Source organism: Streptomyces sp. MspMP-M5 (assembly GCF_000373585.1).
Taxonomy (GTDB): Bacteria; Actinomycetota; Actinomycetes; order Streptomycetales; family Streptomycetaceae; genus Streptomyces.
On record NZ_KB891854.1, the window covers coordinates 305,213 to 324,239 of the forward strand.

Annotated in this window: 19 protein-coding genes; 15 read left to right on the top strand and 4 right to left on the bottom strand. The window is 72.7% G+C overall.

The window, feature by feature from the left end; genetic code table 11:
* Nucleotides 1-28: 28 nt before the first annotated feature.
* Nucleotides 29-445 carry a hypothetical protein gene (locus tag B073_RS0104525; protein WP_018536902.1) on the bottom strand — a complete coding sequence of 139 codons (417 nt, stop codon included), beginning with the start codon at nucleotides 443-445 and terminating at the stop codon, nucleotides 29-31.
* A gap of 320 nt (nucleotides 446-765) precedes the next feature.
* Between B073_RS0104525 and B073_RS0104530 the strand changes: the two genes are divergently transcribed.
* The 14 genes from B073_RS0104530 to B073_RS0104585 all read left to right on the top strand — a co-directional run bounded on the left by B073_RS0104530 (nucleotide 766) and on the right by B073_RS0104585 (nucleotide 14,043).
* Nucleotides 766-2,124, top strand: a complete 1,359-nt coding sequence (locus tag B073_RS0104530; protein WP_018536903.1) for a helix-turn-helix domain-containing protein — start codon at nucleotides 766-768, stop codon at nucleotides 2,122-2,124.
* Between the two features lie 243 nt (nucleotides 2,125-2,367).
* Nucleotides 2,368-3,252, top strand: coding sequence for an LLM class flavin-dependent oxidoreductase (locus tag B073_RS39095; RefSeq protein WP_051093917.1), 885 nt, complete (start codon nucleotides 2,368-2,370; stop codon nucleotides 3,250-3,252).
* 99 nt (nucleotides 3,253-3,351) lie between these two features.
* The gene (locus B073_RS0104540; protein WP_018536905.1) at nucleotides 3,352-3,942 is read left to right on the top strand and encodes a GNAT family N-acetyltransferase; all 591 of its coding nucleotides are present in this window, start codon (nucleotides 3,352-3,354) and stop codon (nucleotides 3,940-3,942) included.
* A 161-nt stretch (nucleotides 3,943-4,103) separates the two neighbouring features.
* On the top strand, nucleotides 4,104-4,187 hold the full coding sequence (locus B073_RS49225) for a putative leader peptide (protein ID WP_350257049.1): 84 nt from the start codon (nucleotides 4,104-4,106) through the stop codon (nucleotides 4,185-4,187).
* Nucleotides 4,188-4,398: 211 nt separating this feature from the next.
* Nucleotides 4,399-6,093: a nitrite/sulfite reductase gene (locus tag B073_RS0104545; protein ID WP_018536906.1), complete on the top strand. Its 1,695-nt coding sequence runs from the start codon at nucleotides 4,399-4,401 to the stop codon at nucleotides 6,091-6,093.
* Entirely contained in the window at nucleotides 6,090-6,341 is a 252-nt protein-coding gene (locus B073_RS43565) for a hypothetical protein (protein ID WP_078507892.1), read from the top strand. The genes B073_RS0104545 and B073_RS43565 overlap by 4 nt, the downstream gene beginning before the upstream one ends.
* On the top strand, nucleotides 6,338-7,024 hold the full coding sequence (locus B073_RS0104550) for a phosphoadenylyl-sulfate reductase (RefSeq protein ID WP_018536907.1): 687 nt from the start codon (nucleotides 6,338-6,340) through the stop codon (nucleotides 7,022-7,024). Before B073_RS43565 ends, B073_RS0104550 begins: the two co-directional genes overlap by 4 nt.
* 35 nt (nucleotides 7,025-7,059) lie before the next feature.
* Entirely contained in the window at nucleotides 7,060-7,593 is a 534-nt protein-coding gene (gene cysC, locus B073_RS0104555; protein ID WP_018536908.1) for an adenylyl-sulfate kinase, read from the top strand.
* Nucleotides 7,594-7,711: 118 nt separating this feature from the next.
* Nucleotides 7,712-8,656 carry a sulfate adenylyltransferase subunit CysD gene (gene cysD, locus B073_RS0104560; protein WP_018536909.1) on the top strand — a complete coding sequence of 315 codons (945 nt, stop codon included), beginning with the start codon at nucleotides 7,712-7,714 and terminating at the stop codon, nucleotides 8,654-8,656.
* A 2-nt stretch (nucleotides 8,657-8,658) separates the two neighbouring features.
* The gene (locus tag B073_RS0104565; protein ID WP_037810857.1) at nucleotides 8,659-10,047 is read left to right on the top strand and encodes a sulfate adenylyltransferase subunit 1; all 1,389 of its coding nucleotides are present in this window, start codon (nucleotides 8,659-8,661) and stop codon (nucleotides 10,045-10,047) included.
* A 217-nt stretch (nucleotides 10,048-10,264) separates the two neighbouring features.
* The gene (locus B073_RS0104570; protein WP_018536911.1) at nucleotides 10,265-11,374 is read left to right on the top strand and encodes an aliphatic sulfonate ABC transporter substrate-binding protein; all 1,110 of its coding nucleotides are present in this window, start codon (nucleotides 10,265-10,267) and stop codon (nucleotides 11,372-11,374) included.
* A 34-nt stretch (nucleotides 11,375-11,408) separates the two neighbouring features.
* Nucleotides 11,409-12,233 carry an ABC transporter ATP-binding protein gene (locus B073_RS0104575; protein ID WP_018536912.1) on the top strand — a complete coding sequence of 275 codons (825 nt, stop codon included), beginning with the start codon at nucleotides 11,409-11,411 and terminating at the stop codon, nucleotides 12,231-12,233.
* Nucleotides 12,220-13,218, top strand: a complete 999-nt coding sequence (locus tag B073_RS0104580) for an ABC transporter permease (protein ID WP_018536913.1) — start codon at nucleotides 12,220-12,222, stop codon at nucleotides 13,216-13,218. Before B073_RS0104575 ends, B073_RS0104580 begins: the two co-directional genes overlap by 14 nt.
* Nucleotides 13,219-13,221: 3 nt before the next feature.
* Complete coding sequence (locus tag B073_RS0104585; RefSeq protein ID WP_018536914.1) at nucleotides 13,222-14,043, top strand: sirohydrochlorin chelatase; 822 nt, start codon at nucleotides 13,222-13,224, stop codon at nucleotides 14,041-14,043.
* 38 nt (nucleotides 14,044-14,081) lie between these two features.
* Here the strand turns inward: B073_RS0104585 and B073_RS0104590 are convergent, their stop codons facing one another.
* Both B073_RS0104590 and B073_RS0104595 read right to left on the bottom strand, forming a co-directional pair.
* Nucleotides 14,082-15,170 carry a glycosyltransferase family 2 protein gene (locus tag B073_RS0104590; protein ID WP_018536915.1) on the bottom strand — a complete coding sequence of 363 codons (1,089 nt, stop codon included), beginning with the start codon at nucleotides 15,168-15,170 and terminating at the stop codon, nucleotides 14,082-14,084.
* Between the two features lie 278 nt (nucleotides 15,171-15,448).
* Entirely contained in the window at nucleotides 15,449-16,660 is a 1,212-nt protein-coding gene (locus tag B073_RS0104595; RefSeq protein ID WP_018536916.1) for a S8 family peptidase, read from the bottom strand.
* 584 nt (nucleotides 16,661-17,244) lie between these two features.
* Here B073_RS0104595 and B073_RS0104600 point away from each other — a divergent pair.
* On the top strand, nucleotides 17,245-18,132 hold the full coding sequence (locus tag B073_RS0104600) for an aminoglycoside phosphotransferase family protein (protein WP_018536917.1): 888 nt from the start codon (nucleotides 17,245-17,247) through the stop codon (nucleotides 18,130-18,132).
* Nucleotides 18,133-18,163: 31 nt separating this feature from the next.
* Here the strand turns inward: B073_RS0104600 and B073_RS0104605 are convergent, their stop codons facing one another.
* A complete protein-coding gene (locus B073_RS0104605) occupies nucleotides 18,164-18,877 on the bottom strand; it encodes an exonuclease domain-containing protein (protein ID WP_018536918.1) in 714 nt (237 codons plus the stop codon).
* Between the last annotated feature and the right edge of the window lie 150 nt (nucleotides 18,878-19,027).

Sequence of the window (19,027 nt, forward strand, 5' to 3'; positions counted from 1 at the left end):
CGCGCCGACTCGGCACCGGTCCCGGTCTTCAGGGCCATCGCGGCGGGCGCGGCGCGGTGCGGCCGCGCAGCGCCGCGTCGACGGCCACGATGATCTCGGCGTCCGGCACGTCCGGCCGGAAACCGACCAGGACGCCCCGCGCCTCGTAGTAGCGGATCACCCGGGAGGCGTCGCCCGTGCCGTCCCGCTCCGCCTCGCGCAGATGCACGACGAGGTCGGCGAAGGCCGGTGCGGGCAGCGGACCGCCGAAGCGCGCGACCCGGTCGAGGAGTTGCGGCGCGCCGTCGATCACATATCCCGCGGCCGGCAGCGGCTGACGCCTGATCAGGACGTCGACCGCGGACAGCCGGGGCACGCCGTAGTGTCCGGCCAGCCGGGCGGACCGGGCGATCCGGCCGCCCTCGCCGGCGCCGATCACCACGACACGCGGGGCGGCGGCCACCATGGCGAGCCCCCTCCCACACCGTGCCGACGACGCGGGCGGTCGATCGCGTCCTCGGCGGGCACCGGCGGGTTCTCCGTCGGGTGTCCGGCGAAACCTCCGGCTCCCCACCCCCGCGCCTTTGAGGCGTGGGGATCAGGACGCCATCGACCGCTGGGAACACAGTTCCTCGCCGGCGTCATAGGCCACAACGGTTGCAGTTCGTTGCAACCGATCTGGCCAATGGGCCTGCCCCGGGCGGCGGCTGACGGCACGATGGGCACGGCACGGACCGGCGGCGGACCGGCGGACGGGCACAAGGGACGGGCACAACGGAGAGCAGTGTGAGCGACAGACCGATCGACAGGGCCGGCGGGCGGGCCGGTGCCCGGCCGGCCGGGCAGCCGGTCGAGAGCGCCGTCCGGTCGGCCCAGGACATCCGGGAGACCGCGCGGCGGCTGGCCGGCCTGCACGAGACGGCGCTGGCCGGCGATCACCCGCCGGCGGACGTGCCCCGGGACGCGCCGCGCACGGTGATCGGCGAGTCCTGGCGGCGGGTCCTGGACCGCGGGGTGGACCCGGAGCGCGCCGGGGACCAACAGCCGCTGTCCGTCGCGGAGTTGGAGTACCGTCGGCAGAAGTCGCAGCTGGCGTCGATACTGCCGGTGCTCGGCGGCGGACTGCTGCCGACCGCCGACGCCGCCCAGCAGATCATGGTTGTCACCGACGCCGACGGCCGGGTGCTGTGGCGCGAGGGCAGCGCCCCGATCCGGCGGATGGCGGACCGGCTGGGCTTCGACAAGGGCGCCGACTGGACGGAGGGGACGGTCGGCACCAACGCGATCGGCACCGCGCTGGTGGCCCGCAGCCCGGTGCTGGTGCACTCCGCCGAGCACTTCCTGCGCAGCCACCACACCTGGACGTGTGCCGCGGCGCCGCTGCACGACCCGCGCGACGGGCGGCTGCTGGGCACGGTGGACGTCAGCGGCCCGGCCCACTCGTTCCATCCGACGACCCTGGCCCTGGTCTCCGCGGTGGCCCGGCTCGCCGAGGGCGAGTTGCGGACCCGGCACCACGCGTCTCTGGAGCGGCTGCGGGCGAGCGCGGCACCGGTGCTGGCGCGGATCGGCGGGCGGGCGCTGGCCGTCGATCCGCACGGCTGGACGGCGGCAGTGACCGGCATGACACCGCCGCACCGGGTGGCGCTGCCCAGGGAGCCGGCGGCCGGGCCGCTGTGGCTGCCGCGGTACGGGATGTGCACGCTGGAGCCGCTGCCGGGCGGCTGGCTGATCCGGCTCGGCCGGCCGGAGCCGGCGGCCGGGCCGCACCGGGTGGTGCTGGACCTCGGCGGGCCGGGCGGCCCGGCGGTGACGGTGGCGGGGCCCGCGGGCAGCTGGTCGCACGCGCTGACCCCGCGCCATGCCGAGCTGCTCTTCCTGCTGGCCGCCCGGCCGCACGGCCGCAGCGCCGCCGAACTGGCCCGGGACCTCTTCGGCGACGGCGGGCGGACGGTGACGGTCCGCGCCGAGCTGTCCCGGCTGCGGCGCCATCTCGGCGGCGTGCTGGCCCACCGGCCGTACCGCTTCGCCGACGGGGTGGAGGTGGAGCTGCGGCTGCCGGACCGGCCCGCGGAGCTGCTGCCGCACTCCACGGCGCCGGCGGTGCTGACGGCCCGCCGGGCGGGGGCCGGTCCCGGCAGGTGAGCGGCCGTGGCACACCCGCGGAAAACCCGGTGCGCGGGCGCGGGGCGCTCGCTTAGAGTGGCGCCACTCTGACGCAGCTCTCCAGAAGGACGTCGCAGAACGGGAGCGGCCGGCGCGTGGACTCACTCATCCAGCGCGCCGGGCCAGACGAGTGGGCGACACGACCATCCGCATCTCCGCATGCCCTCGGGCGCGCGGAGCTGGTTCCGCATGCCCCTCGGCATGCCCTTCTGGAGGATTCCCGTGTCCGTAGGTCTCGGCCTTCCCATCGGCGACCCCGCGCAGCTGCTGACCTGGGCGCGGCGTGCCGACGCCGCCCCGTTCTCCACCGTCGCACTGCTCGACCGGCTGGTGTATGCCAACCCCGAACCCCTGGTCACCCTGGCCGCGTTGGCCGGCGCGACCTCCCGGGTGCGGTTGCAGACCGAGGTGCTGCTGGCGCCGCTGCACCGCACCGCGCTGCTGGCCAAGCAGGCCGCCACGCTCGATCTGCTGTCGGGCGGGCGGTTCACGCTCGGCATCGGCATCGGCGGCCGCGCCGACGACTATCTGGCCGCGGGGGTGGACGTACGCACCCGGGGCCGCCGCCTCGACGGGCAGTTGGCCACGCTCCGCCGGCTGTGGGCCGGGGAGCCGCTGTCCGCGGACGTCGGCCCGGTGGGGCCCGCGCCGGCGCGGCCCGGCGGTCCCGAGGTACTGTTCGGCGGCTTTGTGCCGGCCGTGGTGGAGCGGGTGGCCCGCTGGGGCGACGGCTTCCTCGGCGCGGCCTTGCCGTCCCAGCAGATGGACGGGCTGTTCCGTGATGTGGAGGCGGCCTGGGAGCGCGCCGGACGGCCCGGCCGCCCCCGGCTGCTGGCCCAGGTGAACGTCGCCCTCGGTCCCGACCCCGTGGTGGACCGGGCCCGGCGCGAACTGCGCGCGTACTACGGCGACGCCCCGTACACCGACCACGTCGTGGACGGCCTCCTCACCACCCCCGCCGCGATCCGCGACGCCGTCGCCGCCTTTCTGGCGATCGGGGCGGACGAGGTGATGCTGTACTGCTGGTCGCCGGACCCGGACCAGGTCGGCCGCCTCGCGGACGCGGTCTTCACCGCGGAGGGCGACTGGCCGGGCCTGGCCTCCTAACCACTCGCGGCCGCGCGGGTCGCGCGGGGCCGGTCCGGAGCGCGGCCCGTTTTCCGGACCGGCCCCGGGCCGCCTCCCCCGGTGTGATGTGCTGGCGCCATGACCCACACCGTCACCACCTGGTATCTCGAACAGACCGCGCGCGCCGACCTCCTGCCCGCCGTGGAGCCGCCCGCCGAGCAGGATGTACGGATCGTCCGGTCCGAGGTGCCCTCGCCCGAGTTCAGCCGGTTCCTCTATACGGCCGTCGGCGGAGACATCCTGTGGACCGACCGCCTGGGGTGGTCGTACGCGCGGTGGACCGAGCACCTCGGGCAGCCGGGGACCGAGACCTGGGTGGCGTACGAGCGCGGGACGCCCGCCGGGTTCATCGAGCTCCGGGCCGGGCCGGAGGGGGCGGTGGAGGTCGCCTACTTCGGGCTGCTGCCGGCCTTCCGGGGCCGGCGGATCGGCGGGCATCTGCTCGACTACGGGACCGCGCGGGCCTGGGACCTGGCCGAGCGGTGGCCGGGGCTGCCGGAGACCGCGCGGGTGTGGGTGCACACCTGCAGCGACGACGGGGCTCATGCGCGGGCCAACTACGAGCGGCGCGGCTTCCGGGTGTACGACACCACGGTGACCGAGGAGCCGGAGGCCGAGCAGCCCGGCCCGTGGCCCGGCGCGGACCGGGTGCCGGCCGCCGGGAGCTGAGGCCCCCGGCACCTGGCGCCCGCACGGGGCGCGGCCGTTCGCCCCGGACGCATTGATTCCGCCACGTGACGGGCGCCACAGCATCTCGCCATGCGGGACATCCATGTCCATATCTTGGATGACGGTGGACTGTCCGGAGAGCCGCGTGCCACGCTTCCGTCATGTCTCGCGCTGGAATTGCCTTGGTGAGTCGACGCCACGTCGACCTCGGCCGCATGTCCAGCGCCATTTGTCGGGCAGGCTGACGCCGTACGCGTGAGGGCCCCGCCCCGCGTCACCCCGGACAGCACTCGGCACTCTCACTTCGCACGCCGTCCCCACCGTCGCGGACGCGTAGCGCCCCCGACCCCGCAGCCCACCGCGCCCCGCGCCGCGCCGTGGTGCGTCCGCGCAGGTCGCCGGGGGTGCACCGCATCCTGCGCGCCCCCTTTGAGCCGCCCAGAAGGACGTAAACCCATGGCCGCCACCCCGGACAGCCCCACCGCCACGACCCGCCGCAAGGCCGGCCGCCACCGCGGCGAGGGCCAGTGGGCCGTTGGTCACTTCACGCCACTCAACGGCAACGAGCAGTTCAAGAAGGACGACGACGGTCTCAATGTGCGGACACGCATTGAGACGATCTACTCCAAGGCCGGTTTCGACTCCATCGACCCCAACGACCTGCGCGGCCGGATGCGTTGGTGGGGCCTGTACACCCAGCGCAAGCCCGGGATCGACGGCGGCAAGACCGCGGTGCTGGAGCCCGAGGAGCTGGACGACAAGTACTTCATGCTGCGGGTCCGCATCGACGGCGGCCGGCTCACCGTCGCCCAGCTGCGCGCCATCGGCGAGGTCTCCGAGCAGTACGCCCGCGGCACCGCCGACATCACCGACCGGCAGAACATCCAGCTGCACTGGGTGCGCATCGAGGACGTCCCGGCCATCTGGGAGAAGCTGGAGTCCGTGGGCCTGTCCACGACCGAGGCGTGCGGCGACTGCCCGCGCGTGATCATCGGCTCCCCCGTGGCCGGCATAGCGGCGGACGAGATCATCGACGGCACCCCGGCCGTGGACGAGATCCACGAGCGCTACATCGGCAGCAAGGAGTTCTCCAACCTGCCGCGCAAGTTCAAGACCGCGATCTCCGGCTCACCCGTCCAGGACGTGGTGCACGAGATCAACGACGTGGCCTTCGTCGGCGTCGTCCACCCCGAGCACGGCCCGGGCTTCGACCTGTGGGTCGGCGGCGGCCTGTCCACCAACCCCAAGCTCGCCCAGCGCCTGGGCACCTGGGTGCCGCTGGACGAGGTCGCCGACGTCTGGGCCGGCGTGGTCGGCATCTTCCGCGACTACGGCTACCGGCGCCTGCGCAACCGCGCCCGGCTGAAGTTCCTGATGGCCGACTGGGGCGCGGAGAAGTTCCGGCAGGTACTGGAGGACGAGTACCTGCAGCGGAAGCTGATCGACGGCCCGGCGCCCGAGCAGCCCGCGCACCGGTGGCGCGACCACGTCGGCGTGCACCCGCAGCAGGACGGCCGCTTCTACGTGGGCTTCGCACCGCGCGTCGGCCGGGTCGACGGCGCCACCCTGACCAAGGTCGCCGAACTCGCCGCCGCACACGGCTCCGACCGGCTGCGCACCACCGTCGAGCAGAAGCTGATCATCCTCGATGTCACCGAGGACCGGATCGACTCCCTGGTCGCCGGGCTGGAGGCGCTGGACTTCCAGGTCACCCCCTCGCCGTTCCGGCGCGGCACCATGGCCTGCACCGGCATCGAGTTCTGCAAGCTCGCCATCGTCGAGACCAAGGGCCGGGGCGCCACGCTGATCGACGAACTGGAGCGCCGGATGCCGGACTTCCAGGAGCCGATCACCATCAACCTCAACGGCTGCCCGAACGCCTGCGCCCGCATCCAGGTCGCCGACATCGGCCTCAAGGGCCAGCTGGTGCTGGACGACGACGGCAACCAGGTCGAGGGCTACCAGGTGCACCTCGGCGGTGCGCTGGGCCTGGAGCCGGGCTTCGGCCGCAAGGTCCGCGGTCTGAAGGTCACCGCGGACGAACTGCCCGACTACGTCGAGCGGGTGCTGCGCAACTTCGAGGCGCAGCGCGAGGAGGGCGAGCGGTTCGCCACCTGGGCGGCGCGCGCCGAAGAGGGGGCACTGAAGTGACCGAACGCGCCGTGCCGTTCCACTGCCCGTACTGCGGGGACGAGGACCTGCGGCCCTCCGAGGAGGAGACCTCCCGCGGAGCGGGCGCGGCCTGGGAGTGCCGGGCGTGCAGCCGCGCCTTCCGGCTGAAGTTCCTGGGGCTGCTGGCCCCGGGGGCCGCCGGATCCGCCCCGTCCCCCTCTGCGTCCCCCTCCCGCTCGCCCTCCCCTTCCGCAGTTCCTTCCGCTTCCGACGGAGGTACGCCGTGACCACCACCGACCTTCAGCGGCTCGCCGAGCAGGCGAGCCGCGACCTGGAGGAGGCGCCCGCCCTGGAGATCCTCCGGTGGGCCGCCGAGACCTTCGGTCCGCGCTTCTGCGTCACCTCCTCGATGGCGGACGCGGTCGTGGCGCACCTGGCCTCACGGGCGTTCCCCGGCGTGGACGTGGTCTTCCTGGACACCGGCTACCACTTCCCGGAGACGATCGGCACCCGGGACGCGGTGGCGGCAGTGATGGATGTCAACGTCCTGACACTGACGCCCCGTCAGACGGTGGCGGAGCAGGACGCCGAATACGGGCCACGGCTGCACGACCGCGATCCCGACCTGTGCTGCGCACTGCGCAAGGTCCAGCCGCTGGAAGAAGGGCTGGCCCCCTACGACGCGTGGGCGACCGGGCTGCGCCGGGACGAGTCGCCGACCCGGGCGAACACCCCGGTCGTCGGCTGGGACGCCCGGCGGCGGAAGGTCAAGGTCTCGCCGATCGCCCGCTGGACGCAGGACGACGTGGACGCCTACGTCGCCGAGCACGGCGTGCTCATCAACCCGCTGCTGATGGACGGTTACGCCTCCGTCGGCTGCGCCCCCTGCACCCGCCGGGTGCTCGCGGGCGAGGACGCGCGGGCCGGCCGCTGGGCCGGCACCGACAAGACCGAGTGCGGACTGCACTGATGACGGCACTGACGGCAGAGTTTCAGGAGATACGGATGACGGGCGCCACGATCTGGCTGACCGGTCTGCCGAGCGCGGGCAAGACGACCATCGCGCGTGCGCTGGCCGACCGGCTGCACGGCGAGGGCCACCGCGTCGAGGTGCTCGACGGCGACGAGATCCGCGAGTTCCTCTCCGCGGGCCTCGGCTTCAGCCGCGAGGACCGGCACACCAACGTCCAGCGGATCGGCTTCGTCGCCGAACTGCTGGCCGGCAACGGCGTGAAGGTCCTGGTCCCGGTGATCGCCCCGTACGCGGACAGCCGCGAGGCGGTGCGCAAACGCCACCAGAGCGAGGGCACCCCGTATCTGGAGGTGCATGTCGCCACTCCGGTCGAGGTGTGCTCCGAGCGCGATGTGAAGGGCCTGTACGCCAAGCAGGCGGCCGGCGAGATCTCCGGCCTGACCGGTGTGGACGACCCCTACGAGGCGCCCGTGGCACCGGACCTGCGGATCGCGTCGCACACCCAGACCGTGCAGGAGTCCGCGGCGGCGCTGCACGCGCTGCTCGTCGAGAGGGGGCTGGTGTGAGCGACGCACACGCGGCCACCGGTCCGCAGACAACAGTGAAAGCCGCACCTCTGCGCCGCGTGGGCGGAGATGGGGGTGCCCCCGGACGGAGTCTGGGGGAGAACGAAAGGGGCGCAGCGTGAGCACCGTCGCTTCGCTTTCCGAGGAATCCGAGGAATCGGCCGACCCGTACGCGCTGTCGCACCTGGACGCCCTTGAGTCCGAGGCGGTGCACATCTTCCGCGAGGTGGCGGGCGAGTTCGAGCGGCCGGTGATCCTCTTCTCCGGCGGCAAGGACTCCATCGTCATGCTGCATCTGGCGCTGAAGGCGTTCGCGCCGGCGCCGGTGCCGTTCGCCCTGCTGCACGTGGACACCGGGCACAACTTCCCCGAGGTCCTCGACTACCGCGACCGCGCCGTGGCGCGGCACGGGCTGCGGCTGCACGTCGCCTCCGTACAGGACTTCATCGACCGCGGCGAGCTGCGCGAGCGCCCGGACGGCACCCGCAACCCGCTGCAGACCGTGCCGCTGCTGGACGCCATCGAGAAGAACCGCTTCGACGCGGTCTTCGGCGGCGGCCGCCGCGACGAGGAGAAGGCGCGCGCCAAGGAGCGGGTCTTCTCGCTGCGCGACGAGTTCGGCGGCTGGGACCCGCGCCGGCAGCGGCCCGAGCTGTGGCAGCTCTACAACGGCCGGCACTCGCCCGGCGAGCATGTCCGGGTCTTCCCGCTCTCCAACTGGACCGAGCTGGACGTCTGGCAGTACATCGCCCGCGAGAAGATCGAACTGCCCGGCATCTACTACGCCCACGAGCGGGAGGTCTTCGCCCGCAGCGGGATGTGGCTGGCGCCCGGTGACTGGGGCGGCCCGAAGGACGGGGAGAAGCTGGAGGTCCGGCAGGTGCGCTACCGCACCGTCGGCGACATGTCCTGCACCGGCGCCGTCGAGTCGGACGCGGACACCATCGAGGCCGTCATCGCGGAGATCGCCGCCTCGCGCCTCACGGAGCGGGGCGCCACGCGAGCCGACGACAAGCTCTCCGAGGCGGCCATGGAAGACCGCAAGCGCGAAGGGTACTTCTAGCCATGAACTCCACCCATGTTGTTGAGGGCGTGGTGGACGCGGGCGCGACCTCGTTGCTGCGCTTCGCCACCGCCGGCTCCGTGGACGACGGCAAGTCGACCCTGGTCGGCCGGCTGCTGCACGACTCCAAGTCGGTCCTCGCCGACCAGTTGGAGGCCGTCGAGCACGCCTCCCGCAACCGCGGGCAGGAGGCTCCCGACCTGGCGCTGCTGACGGACGGGCTGCGCGCCGAGCGCGAGCAGGGCATCACCATCGACGTGGCCTACCGCTACTTCGCCACCCCGCGCCGCCGCTTCATCCTCGCCGACACCCCCGGGCATGTGCAGTACACCCGGAACATGGTGACCGGGGCCTCCACCGCCGAACTGGCCGTGGTACTCGTCGACGCCCGCAACGGCGTGGTCGAGCAGACCCGCCGGCACGCCGCGGTCGCCGCGCTGCTGCGGGTGCCGCATGTCGTCCTGGCGGTCAACAAGATGGACCTGGTCGGCTACCAGGAGTCCGTCTTCGCGGCCATCGCCGAGGAGTTCACGGCCTACGCGGGATCGCTCGGCGTCCCGGGCTGGGGGTCTGGGGGGGACCCCCAGGAAAACTGGTGTACGGCCATCCCGATCTCCGCGCTGGCCGGCGACAACGTCGTGACGCCGTCGGCCACCATGGACTGGTACGGCGGGCCGACCGTGCTGGAGCACCTGGAGACCGTGCCGGTGGTCGCCGACCCGTCGGACGACCCGGCCCGCTTCCCGGTCCAGTACGTCATCCGCCCGCAGTCCGCCGAACACCCCGACTACCGCGGCTATGCGGGTCAGATCGCCTCCGGCGTGCTGCGCGTCGGCGACGCCGTCACGGTGCTGCCGTCGGGCCGGACGAGCACCATCGAGGGCATCGACGCGCTCGGGCAGAGCGTGGACGTCGCCTGGGCGCCGCAGTCGGTGACCGTCCGGCTCGCCGACGACCTCGACGTCTCCCGCGGCGACCTGATCGCCCCGGCCGACGCGGCGCCGCCGGTCACCCAGGACGTCGAGGCCACCGTCTGCCATGTCGCCGACCGGCCGCTGACCGTCGGGCAGCGGGTGCTGCTCAAGCACACCACCCGCACCGTCAAGGCGCTCGTGAAGGAGATCCCGTCCCGGCTGACCCTGGGCGATCTCTCCCAGCACCCGGCCCCCGGGGAACTGGCCGCCAACGACATCGGCCGGGTCGTGCTGCGCACCGCCGCGCCGCTGGCGCTGGACGCCTACGCGGACTCCCGGCGCACCGGCTCCTTCCTGCTGATCGACCCGTCGGACGGCACCACGCTGACCGCGGGCATGGCGGGCACCGCCTTCGCGGAGGCGGCCGCGGCCCCCGCGCCGGAGAGTGCGACGGACGACGCGGGGTGGGACTTCTGATGGTGCGCAGGGACGTGTTCTCGACCTTCGCGAAGGAAGGGGGCCGCGTCGGCAGCGGGGCCCTCGGGAGCGGACAGGGCGGAGTCGGCCGATGTGCGTGCTGACGACGCCCGACTCCGTACCCCCCACGCCCTCGGTCCGAAGATCCGCCATATCGCCGGGCGCGCCGTAGTAGCGAGGCGCGTACCGCCCCGGCCCTCCGAGAGGAACACCTCCCGTGTCTGCCGTTCGTCATCGCCTCCTGGCGGCCGCCGCCACCGTCCCGTTGCTGACCGTCGCGCTGGGCGCCTGCGGCTACGGCTCGCAGGCCCCGAAGGACACCGCGGCCTCCGTCGCCCCGAAGGGGCCCAAGGTCGACGGGCTCAACCAGGTCAAAATCGGCTTTTTCGGCAACACCACCCACGCCACGCCGCTGATCGGCCTGCAGACCGGCCTGTTCCAGAAGGAGTTGGGCGGCACGGCGGTGAAGTCCTCGGTCTTCAACGCCGGCCCCGCCGAGATCGAGGCGCTCAACTCCAACGCCATCGACATCGGCTGGATCGGCCCCTCCCCCGCGATCAACGGCTATGTGAAGTCGCACGGCAAGAGCCTGAAGATCATCGCCGGCTCGGCCTCCGGCGGTGTCTCGCTGATCGTCGACCCCAAGAAGATCAAGAGCCTGGACGACCTCAAGGGCAAGACGATCGCGACCCCGCAGCTGGGCAACACCCAGGACGTCGCCCTGCTGAACTTCCTCGCCGGCAAGGGCTACAAGGTCGACGCCACCAGCGGCAAGGGCGACGTCACCGTCCAGCGCACCGACAACAAGGTCGTCCCCACCGCCCTCAAGCAGGGCAGCATCGACGGCGCCTGGGTGCCCGAGCCCACCGCCTCCAAGCTCGTCGCCGCGGGCGGCAGGCCGCTGCTGGACGAGAAGAAGCTGTGGAAGGACGGCAAGTTCGTCATCACCAACATGATCGTCTCGCAGCACTTCCTCAAGGAGCACCCGCAGGCGGTCGAGGCGGTGCTGCGCGCCTCCGTGCGGACCAACGCCTGGATCCGCTCGCACCCCGCCGAAGCGGTCAAGGCACTCAACGAGAAGCTCGCCGACCCGGCGATCGCCGGCAAGCCGCTCCCCGACGACGTCATCGACCCGGCGTTCAAGAACGTCGACATCACCGACGACCCGCTGGCCGCCACGCTCCAGGAGGAGGCGGACCACGCCGTCAAGGCAGGGCTGCTGGAGCAGCCCGACCTCAAGGGCATCTACGACCTCACCCTGCTGAACAAGGTGCTCAAGTCCGAGGGCAGGCCGCCGGTCGACGACGCCGGCCTCGGCGGCAAGTGACCCCGGCCCCCCGATCTCCCAGGAGGTGACACCGATGACGACCAGCACGCTCACCAAGTCCGCCCCGGCGGACGCCGGCACCGCCGGTCCGTACGCCGCTCGCATCCACCACGTCTCGAAGTCGTTCGGCCGCCCCGGCGCGCGGCAGCAGGTACTCGACGACATCGAACTCGACGTCGCCCCCGGCGCGTTCGTCTGCCTCCTGGGGGCCTCGGGGTGCGGAAAGTCCACCCTGCTCAGCCTGGTGGCAGGGCTGGACGCGCCGACCTCCGGCACCATCGAGACGCCCGGCGGCCGGCCGGCGCTGATGTTCCAGGAGCATGCGCTCTTCCCGTGGCTGACCGCGGGCCGCAACATCGAACTGGCGCTGCGGCTGCGCGGCGTGCCACGCGCGGAGCGCCGCGAGGAGGCCGAGCGGCTGCTGGAACTCGTCCGCCTCAAGGGCGCGTACGGCAAGCGGGTGCACGAGCTGTCCGGCGGGATGCGCCAGCGGGTGGCGATGGCCCGGGCGCTCGCCCAGAACAGCCGACTGCTGCTGATGGACGAGCCGTTCGCCGCCCTCGACGCCATCACCCGCGATGTGCTGCACGACGAGCTGACCCGGATCTGGCAGACCCAGAACTCCGGCGGCTCCGCCGGAAGCAGCCTCTCCGTCCTCTTCGTCACCCACAACGTCCGGGAGGCGGTGCGGCTGGGCGAGCGGGTCGTGCTGCTCTCCTCCCGCCCCGGCCGGGTCGCCCGGGAGTGGCAGGTGGACATCCCCCAGCCGCGCCGCATCGAGGACTCCGCGGTCGCCGACCTGTCCGTCGAGATCACCGAACAGCTCCGTGGGGAGATCCGCCGCCATGGCCAGCACTGAGACCACCTCCGCCGCCGCGGGAAGCCCCGGCGACGCCCCCACCGGACCGTCCGCCACCGGAGCGCCGGACGCCGCCGACGACGGCTCCGGTCCCGAAGCGGCCACCAGGACCGGCACCGAGGCGGCCGCCGGAGACCTCGCCGGTCTGGAGGCCGGGCTCGACGCGCTCGACTCCACCGTGGTCGCCCGGCAGCCGTGGCTGCGCACCGCGCTGTCAAAGGCGTTCCCTCCCCTCATCGCGATCGTGATCGTGCTGGCGCTGTGGCAGCTCGCCTACCACTTCCAGCTCAAGCCGCACTATCTGCTGCCGAGCCCGCTCGACGTCTTCCGCTCGCTGCAGCAGAAGTGGCTCGAGGGCACCCTGCTGAGCTTCGTGTGGACCAGCGTCTCCCGCGGCGCCCTCGGCTTCGTGGCGTCGGTCGCCCTCGGTACGGTGCTCGGCCTGATCGTGGCCCGCATCAGGCCCGTACGCGCCGCGATCGGCCCGATCCTGAGCGGGCTGCAGTCCCTCCCCTCGGTGGCCTGGGTCCCGGCGGCGATCATCTGGTTCGGGCTGAGCGACGCCACCATCTACGCGGTGGTGCTGCTCGGGGCCGTCCCCTCGATCGCCAACGGGCTGGTGTCCGGTGTCGACCAGATCTCTCCTCTCTATCTGCGCGCCGGCCGCAGCATCGGCGCGACCGGTCTGACCGGCGTCCGCCATGTGCTGCTGCCCGCCGCGCTGCCCGGCTACCTCGCCGGGCTCAAGCAGGGCTGGGCCTTCTCCTGGCGCTCCCTGATGGCCGCCGAACTCATCGTCAACGCGCCCGATCTCGGCACCGGCCTGGGCCAGCTCCTGGAGCAGGGCCGGGAACTCCAGGACATGTCCTGGGTGTTGTCCGCGATCCTGCTGATCCTGATCGTCGGCATCGGTATCGAGCTGTTGATCTTCGCCCCGACCGAGCGCCGGGTGCTGCGCAGCCGCGGCCTCCTCGTCAAGAGCTGAAACATGAGCACACGCCCCACTCTCCTCGTCATCGCCCACGGCAGCCGCGACCCTCGGCACGCCGCGACCGTCACCGCGCTGTGCGCGCGGGTCCGGAAGCTGCGGCCCGGGCTGCGCGTGGAGGTCGGCTATCTCGACTTCAACGCGCCCCGGGTGCCCCGGGTGCTGGAGCGTCTCTCGGCCGAGGCAGCGGGGCGGCACCGAGCGCGTTCGGCCAAGGGCGGTGGGCGACGGCAGGGCGAACAGAACGTGGTGGCGCTTCCGCTCCTCCTCACTCGTGCCTTCCACGCGAAGTCCGACATCCCCGCGGTGCTGCAGGAGGCCGCCGCGCGGCTGCCCCTGCTGACCGTCCACCAGGCCGACGTGCTCGGCCCGTCCCTCCTCCTGACCCACGCCCTGGAGCGCCGGCTGGAGGAGGCCGGGCTGCAGCCCGAAGACCGCCGCTCGACCGGGGTCGTACTGGCCTCGGCGGGCTCCTCCGACCCGGAGGCGATCGCAGTGATCGCTGAAATCGCGCGGGAGTGGCGGCGCACCGCCGAATGGTGTGCCGTGCGACCTGCGTTCGCCTCCGCATCTCTGCCCCGTACGGCCGACGCCGTGCGGGCCCTGCGGGCCGAGGGCGTCCAACGGGTGGCCGTCGCCCCGTACGTCATCGCGCCGGGCTTTCTGCCGGACCGGATCGCGGCCGGTGCCCGCGAGGCCCGCGCCGACATCCTCGCCCCCGTGCTCGGCGCCGCCCCCGAGCTGGCCCGGCTGCTGCTGCGCCGCTACGACCAGGCCCTCCGGGCCCGCGCCCGGGACGGCCTGACGGCGCTCACCGCCTGACGCACAGCCGCCCGTCGGCGCCCCGCCCGCGGCCCGGCTCACGTCACCATGGCGACCGCCCTCCCCGAGGGCGTGTCGGCACGCCCCTTCTCATAGACCGTGAGCCCCCGCGCCAGGTGCAGGGGCACCAGCAACAGCTCCACGACCAGGGCCTTCCAGGCGTAGACGACGTTGACCGCCTTGGTGGCGTAGGCGCACGGGATGTTCACCAGCACGCCCCACAGGGGCAGTCTGCGGCGCCGGGCGGCGTACACCAGGGGTGGCAGCGTCATCAGGAGGTCGGCTCCGGCCCACCACACGAGGGCGGCCGGTGGTGACACCCCCGTCGTCGCGGTGAGCACGAACGGGGTGACCCACCACAGCGGCGCGGTGAGGATCTCGAACAGCGCGAGCAGCACCCAGACCGCCAGCAGGGGCTTGCGGACGAGGAGCGGGCCGAGGTGGAGCCGGACGTTCTGGCAGAAGCCGGCCATCCAGCGCTTGACCTGTTTGCGGAAGTAGGTGAGGTTCTCCGGGTCGGCGGCGAGGGCGACCGCGTCGGAGACGTAGACCGCGCGGCGGCCGGCGATCTGCCGGGACCAGGTGTAGTCCATGTCCTCGACGATGGTGCGCTCGGGGAATCCGCCGCAGGCCACCAACTCCGCGCGGCGGAAGACCGAGCAGCAGCCGGAGCAGACCATGGGGCTGTCGGCAAGGGCCTGGATGGGTCGGTGGAAGTGGAAGCCGAAGAGGTATTCGGTGGAGCGGCCCCGCTCCCAGACGGTGCGGGTGTGGCGGGTGCGCACCGTGCCCGCGGCGACGGCGACCGCGGGGTCGTCGAAGGCCGGGAGGACCCGTTCGAGGTAGTCCGGGGCGAGGACGGTGTCGGCGTCGACGGCCAGGACGAGGTCGGTGGTGCACCGCGGCAGGGCGTAGTTCTGTGCCCGGGCCTTGCTGCCGAGGTTGCGCGGCGGGCGGAGCACCGTGACGCCGTGTGCGGCGGCTACTTCGCCGGTCCGGTCGGTGGAGGCGTCGTCGACGACCAGGATCCGGTCGGGCGGGACGGTTTGCCGGGCGAGGGACGCCAGCGTGGCCGGCAGGCCCTCCTCTTCGTTGTGGGCCGGGACGATGACGGTGACGGTGTGCATGGCGGGCTCCCCCCTGTCGTGCGGACCGCGCCGGCGACGACGCAGACCAGTCCGATGACTCCGTAGACGATGGTGCTGATGCCGAGAATCGGCGTGACTCCGTGCATGTCACCGACGGTAGTCACGCTCGGCCGTCCACGGTTCCGGAGGGAGCCTCCTGTGGATAACCCGCCGCGGGGGAAGGTGTGTTGGGCGGCCCGGAGCACGGCGACGCCGGCCGCCGCGCCCCGTGGGGGCGAGCGCGACGGCCGGCGTGCGGAACCGAGCGGCCCGAGCCGCTACTTCACGATCTTCAGCAGCTTGTTGGGCGTGCCCTGGCCCGGGTTGCTGATCTTGTCCGGGGTGGCCCCGTCCGTCAGCGCCTTCTCCACGTCGGCCGGCTTGGCGTCCTTGTGGTCGGCCAGGTAGACCGCGGCGGCACCCACGACGTGCGGGGTCGCCATCGACGTACCGGAGATGGTCTTGGTGGCGTCGTCGCTGCCGTTCCAGTCCGAGGTGATGTCGGAGCCCGGAGCGTAGAGGTCCACGACGCTGCCGTAGTTGGAGAAGTCGGACTGCTGGTCGTCCTTGGTGCTGGAGGCGACCGTGATGGCCTCCTTGACCCGCGCCGGGGAGCCCTGGCCCGCGTCGGTGGACTCGTTGCCGGCCGCCACGCCGAAGGTGACACCGGAGTCGATGGCCTTCTTCACGGCCGCGTCGAGCGCCTCGTCCGCGCCGCCGCCGAGCGACATGTTGGCGACCGAGGGGCCCTTGTGGTTCTTGGTGACCCAGTCGATGCCCGCGACGACCTGCTCGGTGCTGCCGGAGCCCTGCCCGTCGAGCACCTTGACGGCGACCAGCTTGACCTTCTTGGCGACGCCGTGGGCGGTGCCGCCGATGGTGCCCGAGACGTGGGTGCCGTGGCCGTTGTCGTCCTCGGCCTTGTTGCTGTTGTCGATCGCGTTGAAGCCGTAGGAGGCGCGGCCGCCGAAGTCCTTGTGGCTGATGTGGATTCCGGTGTCGATGACGTAGGCGGTGACGCCGTCGCCCGCGCTGTCCGGGTAGTTGTACTTGCCGTCGCCCTTGGTGTCGGTCTGGTCGATCCGGTCCAGGCCCCACGACGGCGGGTTCTCCTGAGTGCCGTCGACGTGGAAGGTGTGGTTCTGGACGACCTTGTCGACGGCCGGGTCGGCGGCGAGGTGCTTGGCGTCCTCGGCGGACATGCCGGTGGTCGAGAAGCCGTCGATGGCGGAGGTGAAGGTCCGCTTGACCTTGCCGCCGTACTTCGCGGCGAGGTCGCCGCTCTCGGCGGCGCGCACCGAAGCGGACTTCTTCAGCAGCACGATGTAGCTGCCCTTGACGGCACCCTTGGCCTCGGCGCCGTAGATCTTGCCCTCGGCGGCGGGCGACGCGCCCGCGGTGACCGCGGTGACGGCGGCGATACCAGTGGCGGCCACAGCGGCGGATATCGCCGTCACGAGCCGCTTCTTGCTGGAACGCTTATGAGCCATGGCGAGGGTTCTCCTCGTTCGTGGTGTGGGGGGAAGCGTTGCGTATGCCCGAAGGACCCGAAGATCCGGACCGGGCTGGTTCGAAACCCTGTCGGATTGACGAGTGCAATTCAAGGGCCGCCGTGCCGTGTGAGATTCACAACAACCCTCCATAAATACAAAAGGCTGCGGAACCCCCCAAAGCGAACGGCCGAGTTGACGAACGAGGACTCAACTCCGTTTACATTTACGCAATGTAGGGGGACGGCTGACGATTCGTTTGCTCGTTCAACTGCCCCTCTGTGGCAGGCTCGCGCCTCGCAAGATCCGTATACCGGCGGTTACTTGAGCGGGAGGCCATCCTCGACGAGATCCGCGGCCAGTCGGCTGACGCCCTCCTCCCCCATCTCCGCCGCCTTCGCTTCTCCACCCTCTCCGCGCGGAGCACCACCGGGTCGGTGGACCTGCCGATCTGCAGCGCCGCGTGCCGGTTCGGCCACCCGCCGGACGTCTCGACGCAGGCACGGGAGCCGCCGAAGGCGAAGACGGGCGCCGGGCGCCACCTGCGAGACTGGGCCCGAGAACGCACCTCAGGAGGCAACCCGATGACCGAACCCCGCTCCGCCTTCACCGAGGCGCGCGCCCGGGAGGTGCTGGCCGCGGCCGGGCACCCGGAGGCGGCGGCGGACGCCCGGCTGCTCGCGCTCGGCGAGAACGCCGTCTTCGCGCTGGACGAGCGCGGCGTGGTCGTACGGGTCGGCCGCAGCCCCGAACTGCTCGCGCGCGCCGAGCGGGAACTGGCCGTGGCCCAGTGGCTGGCGGCGGAGGACGTCCCGGCGGTGCGGGCCGCGGAACCGGCCGCCCGGCTCGTCGACGGGCATCCCGTGACCTACTGGCGGCAGCTGTCCGAGGCCGTGCGGCCCGCCGGGCCGCAGGACCTGGCCGAGCTGCTGCGGCGCGTCCACGCGCTGCCCGAGCCGCCGTTCGCCCTGCCCCGGCGGGAGTTGCTGGACGGTGTGGAGCGGTGGCTGCGGCTGGCCGGCGATGCGGTGTCGCCGGCCGACGCGGAGTATCTGCGCGGGCGGCGGGACGCCTTCGCACTGGCCGCGACGGCGCTGGAGCCGCATCTGCCGCGCGGCCCGATCCACGGCGACGCGCTGCCCCGCAACGTCCACATCGGGCCGGACGGGCCGGTCCTCGTCGACCTGGAGACCTTCTCCTCGGACCTGCGCGAGCACGACCTGGTGGTGATGGCGCTGAGCCGGGACCGCTACGGACTGGGCGCGGACGCCTATGACGCCTTTGTGTCGGCGTACGGCTGGGACGTCCGGGACTGGGCGGGCTGCGCCGTCCTGCGCGGGTCCCGGGAGACTGCGAGCTGCGCCTGGGTCTCCCAACACGCGCCCGGGAACCCGGCGGCCCGCAAGGAGTTCCGGCGCCGGGTCGACTCGCTGCGCGAGAAGGACACGGCGGTCCGGTGGTACCCGTTCTGAGGGCGGCCCAGCGGCCCGCGGGCGCGCGCTGTCAGCGCTGATACGGGATCAGCGGCCAGGCCGGCTCGACTCTCGCCTCCGGGTCGCCGGAGCGGCGCAGATACGCCTGGAACGACGCGGCCTGCTCGGCGGCGGCCTGCTCCTGGAGGGTGTGCAGGGCGCGCGGTGACGGCAGGGCGACGGCCGGGTACTTCTCGCCGATACGGCGGGCCACCCCGGCCGCGGCGACCGCGTCGGCCCCCGCCTCGTGCGCGCCGTCGAGCCGTACGCCGTAGTGCCCGCAGAGCGCCTGGAGCGCGCGCTTGCCCTTGCGGTAGCGGTCGACGTGCTTGTCGAGGACGAGCGGGTCGATGACCGGGGACGGCGGGCGGCCGAGCCGGTCGGTCAGGGTCGGCACGCCGTGGCGGCGGCACTCGCGGTCGAGCAGCGAGAGGTCGTAGCGGGCGTTCATCACCACCAGGGGTATGTCCGCGCGGAGGACGTCGGCCAGCGCCTCGGTGATCTCCGCTATGGCGCTCGCCGGCGCACGGCCGTGCTCCTGGACATGGGCGGTCGACATGCCGTGAATGCGGGCGGCTTCCTCGGGAATCGGCACGCCCGGATCGAGCAGCCAGGACTGTGTGCCGGCCACCCGGCCGTCCGCCTCCAGCCGGATCAGCGCGGCCGTGACCACGCGGTCCTGCTCGATGTCCGTGCCAGTGGTCTCCAGATCGAAGCCGACCAGCAGCTCCTGATGCCAGCTCATGCCGCGCCCCCGCTCCGCCCGGCCCCGCACACGCGCGGTGCGCGCCCTTCCCCGACGCTCTCCCGGCGCTTCGCCGGGAAGCCCCCCACGCTGCGCTGACTCATGCGCCCTCCTTCGGTGGTACCTCCCCCGTGTCCGGACACTCTCCCA

Coding starts and splice junctions, on each gene's coding strand:
- B073_RS0104525 (WP_018536902.1), bottom strand. CDS start 445: ATGGTGGCCGCCGCCCCGCGTGTCGTGGTGATCGGCGCCGGCGAGGGC.
- B073_RS0104605 (WP_018536918.1), bottom strand. CDS start 18,877: ATGAGCTGGCATCAGGAGCTGCTGGTCGGCTTCGATCTGGAGACCACT.
- B073_RS0104575 (WP_018536912.1), top strand. CDS start 11,409: ATGACGACCAGCACGCTCACCAAGTCCGCCCCGGCGGACGCCGGCACC.
- B073_RS0104585 (WP_018536914.1), top strand. CDS start 13,222: ATGAGCACACGCCCCACTCTCCTCGTCATCGCCCACGGCAGCCGCGAC.
- B073_RS0104545 (WP_018536906.1), top strand. CDS start 4,399: ATGGCCGCCACCCCGGACAGCCCCACCGCCACGACCCGCCGCAAGGCC.
- B073_RS0104600 (WP_018536917.1), top strand. CDS start 17,245: ATGACCGAACCCCGCTCCGCCTTCACCGAGGCGCGCGCCCGGGAGGTG.
- cysC (WP_018536908.1), top strand. CDS start 7,060: ATGACGGGCGCCACGATCTGGCTGACCGGTCTGCCGAGCGCGGGCAAG.
- B073_RS0104590 (WP_018536915.1), bottom strand. CDS start 15,170: ATGCACACCGTCACCGTCATCGTCCCGGCCCACAACGAAGAGGAGGGC.
- B073_RS0104540 (WP_018536905.1), top strand. CDS start 3,352: ATGACCCACACCGTCACCACCTGGTATCTCGAACAGACCGCGCGCGCC.
- B073_RS0104595 (WP_018536916.1), bottom strand. CDS start 16,660: ATGGCTCATAAGCGTTCCAGCAAGAAGCGGCTCGTGACGGCGATATCC.
- B073_RS0104580 (WP_018536913.1), top strand. CDS start 12,220: ATGGCCAGCACTGAGACCACCTCCGCCGCCGCGGGAAGCCCCGGCGAC.
- B073_RS49225 (WP_350257049.1), top strand. CDS start 4,104: ATGTCTCGCGCTGGAATTGCCTTGGTGAGTCGACGCCACGTCGACCTC.
- B073_RS0104565 (WP_037810857.1), top strand. CDS start 8,659: ATGAACTCCACCCATGTTGTTGAGGGCGTGGTGGACGCGGGCGCGACC.